This window comes from Mucilaginibacter auburnensis (assembly GCF_002797815.1).
GTDB lineage: Bacteria > Bacteroidota > Bacteroidia > Sphingobacteriales > Sphingobacteriaceae > Mucilaginibacter > Mucilaginibacter auburnensis.
This window is the reverse complement of the sequence record NZ_PGFJ01000002.1, coordinates 1,668,807-1,679,212: the sequence shown is the minus strand read 5'-3', so window position 1 is coordinate 1,679,212 and position 10,406 is coordinate 1,668,807. Positions and strand designations below refer to the sequence as shown.

Here is a 10,406-nt window from a genome sequence, read left to right as displayed (position 1 = left end):
CGTTGTATTGTACAGGCATGTTGTAACCTGCAAAGGGTACCATTTTGGCGCCCAGTTTTATATGGGTATCAGTTAATGCGGTGTTCTTCATTATAAATATAAACTAAACCGTGGCAAAGGTAACAAAATTGAACTGGTTAGATGGAAAGGGAGTTAGTTAACTCAGAAAGGTGATTGCAGGCACTTGTTGTAAAACTCAACCAGTTTTTGAGTAATAACATCGTTGTCATACTGTTCCTCAATAAGTTTGCGGGCATTAGCGCCTATTTTACGACAATAGTTTTCATCGCTTATACAGCGTTTTATAGCTTTGTAAAATTCGGGCACTGTGTTGGCAATTAATAAATCACGCCCATTTACGTAGTTAATGCCCTCTGCGCCTAACGATGTGGAGATGATGCACTTTTGCATGGCCATGCCCTCTACCATTTTTACCCGCATACCGCCACTGGTTAAAAGCGGAACGATCATGATGGCCTTGCTGTTTACAAATTCCATGGCGTCGTCCACTTCGCCTTGTATAAAAATTTTGCCAAGGGCTTCATAATCGTCAAATACATCGGGGATATCATTGCCGGCTACGTAAAGCCTGGTCATTAGTTCGCCGGTTGCAATTTCTTTATGAAAATTTTCCAGGAACCATTCCATGCCCTCGCGGTTAGGCAACCAATCTAATGATCCAAGAAAAAACAAACTCGGAAACTCGGTTAACCTGGCATTAGGTTGATACTGTTCTAACCTTACGCCCAGCGGCAGCACATTGATTTTTATTGTGATGCCATCGTTAGCCAAAGTTTGCTTGTCTTCGTTGGTAAACACCAAAAGCGCGTCAAACTTATTCAGCACATCCAGCTCATAATTTTTGATGCGCCGGGCATGCATTTTAAGGTAGGCTTTTTTAAAAGGATCAATTTTTTGCTGAGACATGCGGTCCCACAACTGGTTCTCAATGTTGTGCGCGCGGTAGATCAGTCGGGCCCTTGAGTTTTTCCGTACCGCATCAAAGTAAAGTGTAGTTTGAAGACCCTCAAATTGTATAATATCGAAGTTGTTAGTTTTAACCTCGGTTATTAGTAAATGCTCAAAGTCCTCATCAAAATACCGGTCAATGTTAAAAGATGTTTTTTGGAGCAAATTGGCCGCTACCTGCAAAACGGTAACCGTGGTATCTATCCGGTGGATCTTATAATTTAACTTTTCGGCAATGTCATCATCGGGGCGACAATTATCTAAACCTGCTTTGTTGTTGAGTGCTAATAATGATACCTCATGCCCCATGCGCAGCAAACCCCTTATGGTATTACATACCACAATGGAGTACCCGCCATTTTGCGGAAACGGAACACGATGCGCCAGGATAAGTATCTTCAAAATTTAACTCAGGTTTAAACCAAAAATAACCTAAATGCCTTACAGTAACAAGGTAAAGGCAGGCAGTTACACTAATTTGAAGTGAATTTGACTTTTTAAAGAACTTCGGTTTCCGGTTGGGCGGTTATAAGTGATGTAACTTTGAAAGTGCGACGGTGATAGGGAGTATAGCCAATGCTTAACACAGTTCGGCGGTGTTTTATTGTTGGATAGCCTTTATTGCTGTGCCATTCATATTCGGGGTGAAGTGCTGCTATCTCTCTCATATAGTCATCACGATAGGTTTTGGCTAAAATAGAAGCAGCTGCAATGCTCAGGTATTTGCCATCGCCACCTATAATACACTGGTGAGGTATGGTGTGATGCTTGTTAAAGCGATTGCCATCTATCAATAACAATTGCGGCTGCATATGTAATTTTTCAACAGCGCGGTGCATAGCCAAAAACGAAGCATTTAGAATGTTGATCTCGTCTATCTCCAGGTTATCGCATGATGCTACAGCGTATGCAATGGCTTTTTGTTCTATCTCGGTACGAAGGGCGTATCTTAATTCTTCGGTTATTTGCTTGGAATCGTTGAGCAGCGGATGTTCAAAATCATGTGGTAAAATAACGGCGGCGGCAAACACAGGCCCGGCAAGGCAACCTCTGCCGGCCTCATCACAACCGGCCTCAATTAATTCATGCTGAAATCTGGCTAATAACACAGTACAAAAAGACAATATTTGTTTTAACGTTGCAACTAATGTTTTTCACACGTTTTAAACAAAATATAATTTAGAAGATGCGCAACGTCAACATGGTTATGTCGTCAATTGGCTTGCCTTTAAGGTTAAAGTTTAAATGATCTAAAAGTGCCTGGTTAAAGTTGTCCGGATCTTCTTCTCCCCGTGCTATAACAAAATCAAGCAATAGCTCCTCATTCCACTTTTTATCGCCCGATGGCTCAATATCTAATAACCCATCAGTATAATTAAACAATAAGCTTCCGGGTTCAATATCTACTTCTCCCTGGTTTAAAAAAGGTAATTGCTCAAATGCGCCTATCATGGTTGTGCCCAGTTTTAGCGGTACAGCCTCGCCATTACTATAAAGTATAGTTGGATTATGGCCCGAATTGATGTAGTTAAGTTTGCGGGTTGTTTGGTTATATTTTGCTAAAAACAAGGTAATAAAGCGTTCGCCTTTGGTGTTGTCAATCACCTTTTGGTTAAGGCGTTCAACAATATTGGTGAGATCATCTTCTACCGCCGTCCATGCATGCAAGGTTGCCTGAAAATTGGCCATCAATAAGGCGGCCGAAACCCCCTTTCCGGATACGTCAGCAATACACCATAAAAACTCATTTTCATTCAGGCGGATAAAATCAAAATAATCGCCGCCAATGTTTTGGTGAGGTAAATAACGAGCGCCTATTTCAACTGCTGTTTCTTTATGCACCCTTAACGGAATGAGCATATTCTGTACTTCGGCGGCCAGTTCCATTTCGCGTTGTAAACGTTCAGCCTGCAGGCGTTCTTTAAAAAGTTTTTTATTTTCAAGCGCTACCACCACAACATTTACAAGGGTTTGTATAAAGTTAAGGTCGTTGTTGAGCATCTCACCGGAAGTATCAAAATCGCCGATCAGGGCATAGGCAAGCGCTTTGTTTTTATGATATATGGGGATAAAGTAATCGTATTTGCTTAAAACCGGATTAGCATTATTAGCCAATGACTCGGGACTTTTAATTTTGTGCAAGCTGGCGCATGCCTTGCTTAATATGCCGGTTTGTTCAATCTGACCACCATACTTGGATATGCAGGCAAAATTGTTGTCTTTTTCAATCAGGAACCTGAAACGCCCAACATGCAAGTAGCTCTGTAAAATAGCTTCCAACATCTGTATAAGCAGCGGAGTAGAAGTATTTTTGTTAATTGCACGGGTAACCTCCAACAATGAGTTTAACTCCGATTGCCGTTTTAACAATAAACGTATCAGTTCATCTTCGCCTGAATTCTGTTCAATATCCTGCATTTGTAGGTTTATGCGGTGTTGACTAAAATAGATAAAAATATTTTTACACGCGGAGATTTTGCGATTTTATGTCGAAGGCATCACGTAAAGCTACTGTTACAAGATTGAAAGCATAGACAATGAGCATGATAGCTAAACCAGGCACAACAGACAGGTAAGCGGCATCCATAATTATATAACCGTAGTGTTCGCGTATCATACCACCCCAGGTTGGGGTGGGTGGCTGTGCACCAAAGCCTAAAAAACTTAGGCCGGCCTCCAATAATATAGCCGATGCAAAGTTGGATGAAGCCATTACCATAACCGGTCCGCTTATATTGGGTAAAATATGGCGGATAATAATCCGCGTATTACCAAAACCCAATGCTCGCACGGCTTCAATATATTCGGTTTGTTTCAGGCTTATCACTTGCCCGCGCACAAGGCGGGCCACCTCTACCCACATTGACAACCCAACGGCAATGTATATTTGCCACAGGCCCTTGCCTAAGGCAAAGGAAATAGCCAATACTAACAATAAGGCAGGTAAGCTCCACAAAATATTCATCAGCCAGCTTAACACATTGTCAACCCATCCGCCGAAATAACCGGCTAAGGCTCCAATGGTAACACCTACTAATAAACTAATAACCACTGCCATTATTCCAACGGAAAGTGATATGCGGGCCCCTAATATTAATCGGCTTAAAATGTCGCGCCCATATAGATCGCTGCCCAATAAAAAGGTTTTTTGGGTGATGTGGTTATTGATGATTTGATCTGTAAAGCGGGCATTCAACGCTTCGCCTTTGGATAGTTTTTGCCTGCCAATAATTACCCGGTCATTGGTATATATAGGTTTAATACCTTTCACTACCTCAAAAATATTGTATGCCTTTATTTCCGGCTTGTCTTCATCTCCAATGTACTCGTTAACATAGATAGTGTCTTTTACAAACTTGAAACCTGTTATTGGAACAGATGTGTACATGGCCGGCTGACCATACAGCATTTTTGTGAAAAAGCCCACGGTATCAATATTTCCCTCTTTTCTTATTAGCAACAATTTAAAGGTGCTTCCAGGTTTTTTAAGGCTGAGTTGTATGGCCTGGTTGTTGGCAGATGGCGTATCATCTGGCATTATTAAATAACCCAACACAGCTGTAATTGATGCCAATATAATGAAAAGCAACCCTGCCATGGCGAGTTTGTTCTGCTTAAAAGCTTTCCAGGTACGTTGTGAAGGTGTTAACTCTACCAATGGTTGATTATTTTGCCTAAATATCGTTTAATATGCGGCTACAGGCAACTTGTAATTATAAAATTTCAATGCGATGATATGGCGCAAGCGTTGGTTATTACCTCACCATCCGGCCTTTCCAAACGTATTTATTGTTGTTGCTGACCATTCCTATATAAACCAGGTACACAACGTGCGCCGGTGATACCAATAAAATAAGAGGTACCAAAGCAAGCCGTTTAAAAAAATGCATAATTGGAATGAGGAACCAGGTCTCTACCGCGATTTTAAGAGCGAATTGTAAAAGGAAGAGTTGCAATATCTCGGTACTAAATAAACTCAAAACACCGCTAATTAATAACGAAACGTTAAATAGCCAGATGCCTACGGCTAAGGCAACAATTTTTTTGTCTTTATATCGGGTCGATTTGGAAGCCCAACGCCTGCGTTGCTGCAAAAAACCCGACAGGGTATGTTTAGCATGGGTATAAACAACAGCATCTGTAATTTTAGTGAAGCCAATACGGCCTGGGAAGCGTTGAGCTACTTTTTGAAGCAGCAACTCGTCGTCGCCTGAAGCAAGATCATCAATGCCTTTGAAGCCCCCAACTTCGTAAAACACATCCTTACGATAAGCAAGGTTGGCACCGTTGCAGGTTGATGCGCGGCCATTTCCGATAAAAGAAGCGCCTATACCTATCAAGTACGAAAACTCCAGCGTTTGCATTAACTCAAACAATGATCGCTCTTCAAAATAGCTAACCGGAGAGGAGATCATTACCGGATTTTCTGCTTCATAATAACCAACTATAGTAGACAACCACTTGTTACCCATGCGGCAGTCTGCATCGGTTGCCACCATCAGCTCTCCGGTTGAAAGATTTATCGCTTCGCTTATGGCTTTCTTTTTATAAGAGTTAAGCGGCCGGTCTTCATTTAACTGAAGCAGTTTTACACCACGGTCGGCATAGCTGCGGATGATATTGGCAGTGTCATCGGTTGAGTGGTCGTCAACAATTATAATTTCAGTCAGATGCCTGGGGTAATCCTGAGCTAAAATATCGTTAATAGTAAGGTGTATGCTTTCTTCCTCGTTCCGTGCCGCTATTAAAACGGTAACCTTTGTTTCAAAGCCTGACGTATTTACACGTGGACGCTTTAATGCCCACCATCCTTTTATAAGATAGCCCAGTACCAGCAAGTAGAATGCTGTGAGCAGTAAGAAAAAGGTACTAAGCGTTGCGATCAAAAAATTTAATGTTTAAAGTGAATATGGTGCCAATAATAGCCGGAAAAATAAGATTTATTAGCCAGATAGATGCAAAGGCACCTGCTATTGCCATCTCCTGAGTTGTAACATAGGCAAATAAAGTTGTTGCCGTGTAGGTGCGGATAGCCACATCAAATACATCTAAAGATGGAAGCGCTGATTGAATAAACAAAACAATAAACACCATCAAAAACACCTCGTACATGGGTATTTGTGGCACCAGCAAATGAATAACCAGGTAATATTGCAGCGAAAAAATAAAAAATCGACCAAGGCAGAAGTACATAATGGTTACCAGTTCCGCAAAGCTGTACCTGCCCATTATCTCAAAAAAACGATGGAATTTTTTAAGAAAGGGAATACGGTCAAGCAGCCAAACCATCCACCTGATATTGAAGAATAGTATCAGGAAAAAAGCGATTGATGTACAGGCAAAGAAAAATACACTGTTCTGAACAAGTGTATTCAGCTTTAAAAAAGTGTAAGTAAACCATGCAATTGCTATAAAGCCAAGCACATTGGTAATCACCAACTGACCAAAGGCGCCTACACCCATAGCAAACACCCCGTGAATACGCCTGCGCGGGGGCAAATACATTACTCTGCCACCATATTCGCCAAATCTGTTAGGGGTTATAACAGCCCAGGTCAATCCGCAGAAAACACCCTCAATGGCTTGCCAAGGGGTTATATTTGTGAGATTGCGGGTTAAGTATTTCCATTTTAACGCTTCAAGACCCCAATTGGCAGCCATGAGCACAACTACTATAGCCATAATAGTTATAACCCTTTGCTGCGGAATATTACTCACCAGCAATTGAAACTGCTTTAAGTTACTGCCCTTATTTACATATTGGTGAATAATAAAATAAAATGCAAGCGCAAGTATAACAGCCTTTATTGCGAAAGAAACAAACTTCTTGGTGGTTGCGGTCAATTATAGAAATGTTTGTGCAATGTACAATTTAAACAAATAAATGTTTTATTAGTGAAATGGATAGGTGTGTAGATAAAACTAATAGTGATATCTACATTGAAGAATAACAATAGCGTCGCCGTCAATTTTATATACTAACCTATGTTCTAAATTAATCCTGCGCGACCACCACCCCGAAAGACTATGACGCAATGGCTCCGGTTTTCCGTTACCTTCAAATGGAGTCCGCTCTATTTCTTTTATCAGGGAATTTATTTTTTTGAGCGTGGATTTGTCTTTATTTTGCCAGTAGAGGTAATCTTCCCAGGCATCTTCAAGAAAAATGATGCTCATTCTTCAATCAGCTTTCTTGCTTTGCCAAGCCCCTTTTCATAATCTGTAATACCTTTCAATATGCGTGCAGCGTTATTAGGGTTTTTAAGAAGATAAAATGTCTCTTCCATACTTTCATAGTCAGATTTTGAAAGCACCACTACATCTTCGCCTTTTGCATTGGTAACAAATAAAGGAGTGTGATTATTTCTTACTTTATCTAACCACGATTTTAATTGCTGCCGGAAATCGGAATATGTAGTTATCATATTGTTGGGTTTGGGTAAAGATAATAAAGTAATTTTGTTGTACAAAATTTTGTACAATACAATCACAGCCCCATTTCCTTCTTCAAAAACCTGCCGGTAAAGCTATTCTTCACTTTGCATAAACCTTCCGGAGTGCCCTGGTAAAGTATGGTGCCACCGCCTGATCCACCTTCAGGGCCAAGGTCTATAACGTGGTCTGCTACTTTAATAACATCCAGGTTATGCTCAATAACCAAAACAGTGTTGCCTTTATCAACTAACTGATTTAATACACCTAACAATACATTAATATCTTCAAAGTGTAAACCGGTAGTAGGCTCATCCAATATATAGAAGGTGTTTCCAGTGTCTTTTTTGGAAAGCTCGGTGGCAAGTTTTACCCGTTGCGCCTCACCGCCCGACAGGGTGGTTGAGGCTTGACCTAAAGTAATATATCCCAGGCCTACATCCAGCAGTGTTTTTACTTTACGATAGATGGAAGGTATATGCTCAAAAAACGGAACAGCATCTTCAATGCTCAGGTCAAGCACATCGCTGATGGATTTGCCTTTGTAGCGCACTTCTAATGTTTCACGATTGTATCTTCGGCCTGCGCATTCTTCGCAGGGCACCTGCACATCGGGTAAAAAGTTCATTTCAATTACCTTCATACCTGCACCCTGACAGGTTTCGCAACGGCCGCCCTTTACGTTGAAAGAAAAACGTCCTGGCTTGTAACCACGTATCCTTGACTCCGGCAGTGCAACAAACAGGTTTCTGATATCTGAGAAAACGCCTGTATAGGTAGCCGGATTTGACCGTGGTGTACGGCCAATAGGTGTTTGATCGATCTCAATTACCTTATCAATATGCTCCAAACCCTCAATAGTGCCGTAGGGTAACGGGTGCTTCTTTGCTCTAAAGAAATGATGATTTAGTATCGGGTAAAGCGTTTCAGTTATCAAACTTGATTTACCACTGCCGGATACCCCGGTAATGCCTATCAATTTACCCAACGGAAAATCAACATTCACTTTTTTAAGGTTATGCCCTGTCGCTTTTTTCAGCGAAAGTGTTTTGCCATTACCCTCACGACGCTTTTTAGGTACTGCAATTTCACGTTCGCCGTTGATGTATGAAGTGGTAAGCGTATGTTCAGCCATTAATTGAGCGGGTGTGCCTTGCGCAACCACCTGTCCGCCGTGTACGCCGGCTGCCGGCCCCATATCAATAACATGGTCGGCTTCCAGTATCATATCCTTATCGTGTTCAACCACCAACACGGTATTGCCCAGATCGCGCAGGTTTTTAAGGGCGTTAATCAATCGCTCGTTATCCCGTTGATGCAAACCAATACTTGGCTCATCAAGAATATACATCACATTCATTAGTTGCGAACCGATCTGCGTAGCCAGCCTGATGCGTTGCGCCTCACCGCCCGATAATGTTTTTGCAGTACGGTCTAAAGTAAGGTAGCTCAAACCTACATCCAGCAAAAAGCCAATGCGGGCGCGTATCTCTTTTAATATTTCTTTGGCGATAACATTCTGGCGCTCATTAAGGCGCTCTTCCAAACCATTGAACCAATCCTGTAGGGTATTGATATCCATGGTAGATAGTTCAAAAATATTTTTGCCATCTACTTTAAAGTGCAGTGACTCTTTTTTCAAACGGGCACCATCGCAGGTAGGGCAGGTTTTAAGCACGCGATAGTTTTCCATATCGTCCATGCCTTCATCTCCGCGGCGTTCCTGCTGCTCTTCCAGCATGCGGATAATACCTTCAAACGTTATCTGATAACTTTGAACGTTCCATTTATTGTATTCAACAGCAACCGTTAACAGGTCGGGTGCGCCGTTTAAAATGATGTCGAGTTTTTCGCGTTCTATTTTCTCAATAGGGGTTGATAACGAAAAGTCATACTTTTTAGCTAAAGATTTTAACACCTGGAAGATCCAGGTCTCGCGGTATTCTCCCAATGGGGCTAAACCGCCGTTTAAAATACTCAGCTTTGGGTTGGGTATAACCGATGCTTCATCTACCTCAAAAATATAGCCCAAGCCGTTACACTTATCGCAGGCACCATAAGGGGAGTTGAATGAAAATGTATTTGGCTGCGGCTCATCGTATGATATGCCCGAAACCGGGTCCATCAAATATTTACTGAAGTAGTAAACGTTATTGTCTTTATCAGCAATACGGATAATGCCCTTAGCTGTTTTTAAAGCCGATTGTATAGAGTCATAAATGCGTTTGGTGTCGTTGGCATTAACCACCAGGCGGTCAACCACAATATCAATATCGTGTATTTTATAGCGGTCCAACTGCATTTTGGGTTCAACATCAGCTATGGCACCATCTATATAAACCTTTAAATAACCTTGCTTGCGTATTTGCTCAAACAACTCGCGGTAGTGGCCCTTGCGCGCTTTTACCACTGGCGCCATAATGTTTACCGGTTGCCCGTCAAAGCGCTCCATTATGGTTTTGAAGATCTGTTCCTCGCTCATGCGCTCCATCTTCTCACCACTGATGTAAGAGTAAGCTACACCGGCACGGGCGTAAAGCAAACGCATAAAATCGTATATCTCGGTAATAGTGCCAACCGTTGAGCGCGGATTTTTGCTGGTGGTTTTCTGTTCAATGGCAATAACCGGACTCAAGCCCGAAACCTTATCAACATCCGGCCTTTCCATGCCGCCCATAAATTGGCGCGAATAGGCGGAAAAAGTTTCCATATACCGGCGCTGGCCTTCAGCATAAATAGTATCAAACGCCAACGATGATTTGCCGCTGCCGCTTAACCCGGTAATTACAACCAGCTGGTTGCGCGGAAAAGAAACATCAATATTTTTTAAGTTATGAACCCGTGCCCCGTATACCTCAACTTCGCTTTGCTCACCCAGGTCAATGTGTTTATCGCTCATATAAAATAAATGCCGCTAACGGCAAAATGCTAAAATTTTAAGCAAATATAAGCAAAAACATTGCCTTTGTTTTGTGCCCTAAACATTTAACAACTAAACCACAATT

General features: G+C 41.8%; 9 protein-coding genes. All 9 read right to left on the bottom strand.

Annotated features, from left to right (window positions below; translation table 11 throughout):
• Positions 1 to 162 precede the first annotated feature (162 nt).
• Complete coding sequence (locus CLV57_RS18245; protein WP_100342807.1) at positions 163 to 1,371, bottom strand: glycosyltransferase family 4 protein; 1,209 nt, start codon at positions 1,369 to 1,371, stop codon at positions 163 to 165.
• 95 nt (positions 1,372 to 1,466) lie between these two features.
• Complete coding sequence (locus CLV57_RS18240) at positions 1,467 to 2,078, bottom strand: ribonuclease HII (RefSeq protein WP_100342806.1); 612 nt, start codon at positions 2,076 to 2,078, stop codon at positions 1,467 to 1,469.
• Positions 2,079 to 2,148: 70 nt separating this feature from the next.
• Positions 2,149 to 3,387: a PP2C family protein-serine/threonine phosphatase gene (locus CLV57_RS18235; protein WP_100342805.1), complete on the bottom strand. Its 1,239-nt coding sequence runs from the start codon at positions 3,385 to 3,387 to the stop codon at positions 2,149 to 2,151.
• A 43-nt stretch (positions 3,388 to 3,430) separates the two neighbouring features.
• Complete coding sequence (locus tag CLV57_RS18230; protein ID WP_100342804.1) at positions 3,431 to 4,627, bottom strand: ABC transporter permease; 1,197 nt, start codon at positions 4,625 to 4,627, stop codon at positions 3,431 to 3,433.
• 97 nt (positions 4,628 to 4,724) lie between these two features.
• Positions 4,725 to 5,855, bottom strand: coding sequence for a glycosyltransferase family 2 protein (locus tag CLV57_RS18225; protein WP_100342803.1), 1,131 nt, complete (start codon positions 5,853 to 5,855; stop codon positions 4,725 to 4,727).
• Positions 5,839 to 6,813, bottom strand: coding sequence for a hypothetical protein (locus tag CLV57_RS18220; RefSeq protein WP_100342802.1), 975 nt, complete (start codon positions 6,811 to 6,813; stop codon positions 5,839 to 5,841). Before CLV57_RS18220 ends, CLV57_RS18225 begins: the two co-directional genes overlap by 17 nt.
• Positions 6,814 to 6,891: 78 nt before the next feature.
• Positions 6,892 to 7,146: a Txe/YoeB family addiction module toxin gene (locus CLV57_RS18215; RefSeq protein WP_100342801.1), complete on the bottom strand. Its 255-nt coding sequence runs from the start codon at positions 7,144 to 7,146 to the stop codon at positions 6,892 to 6,894.
• Positions 7,143 to 7,394 carry a type II toxin-antitoxin system Phd/YefM family antitoxin gene (locus tag CLV57_RS18210; RefSeq protein ID WP_100342888.1) on the bottom strand — a complete coding sequence of 84 codons (252 nt, stop codon included), beginning with the start codon at positions 7,392 to 7,394 and terminating at the stop codon, positions 7,143 to 7,145. Before CLV57_RS18210 ends, CLV57_RS18215 begins: the two co-directional genes overlap by 4 nt.
• Before the next feature lie 62 nt (positions 7,395 to 7,456).
• Positions 7,457 to 10,300 carry an excinuclease ABC subunit UvrA gene (gene uvrA, locus CLV57_RS18205; protein WP_100342800.1) on the bottom strand — a complete coding sequence of 948 codons (2,844 nt, stop codon included), beginning with the start codon at positions 10,298 to 10,300 and terminating at the stop codon, positions 7,457 to 7,459.
• Positions 10,301 to 10,406 lie beyond the last annotated feature (106 nt).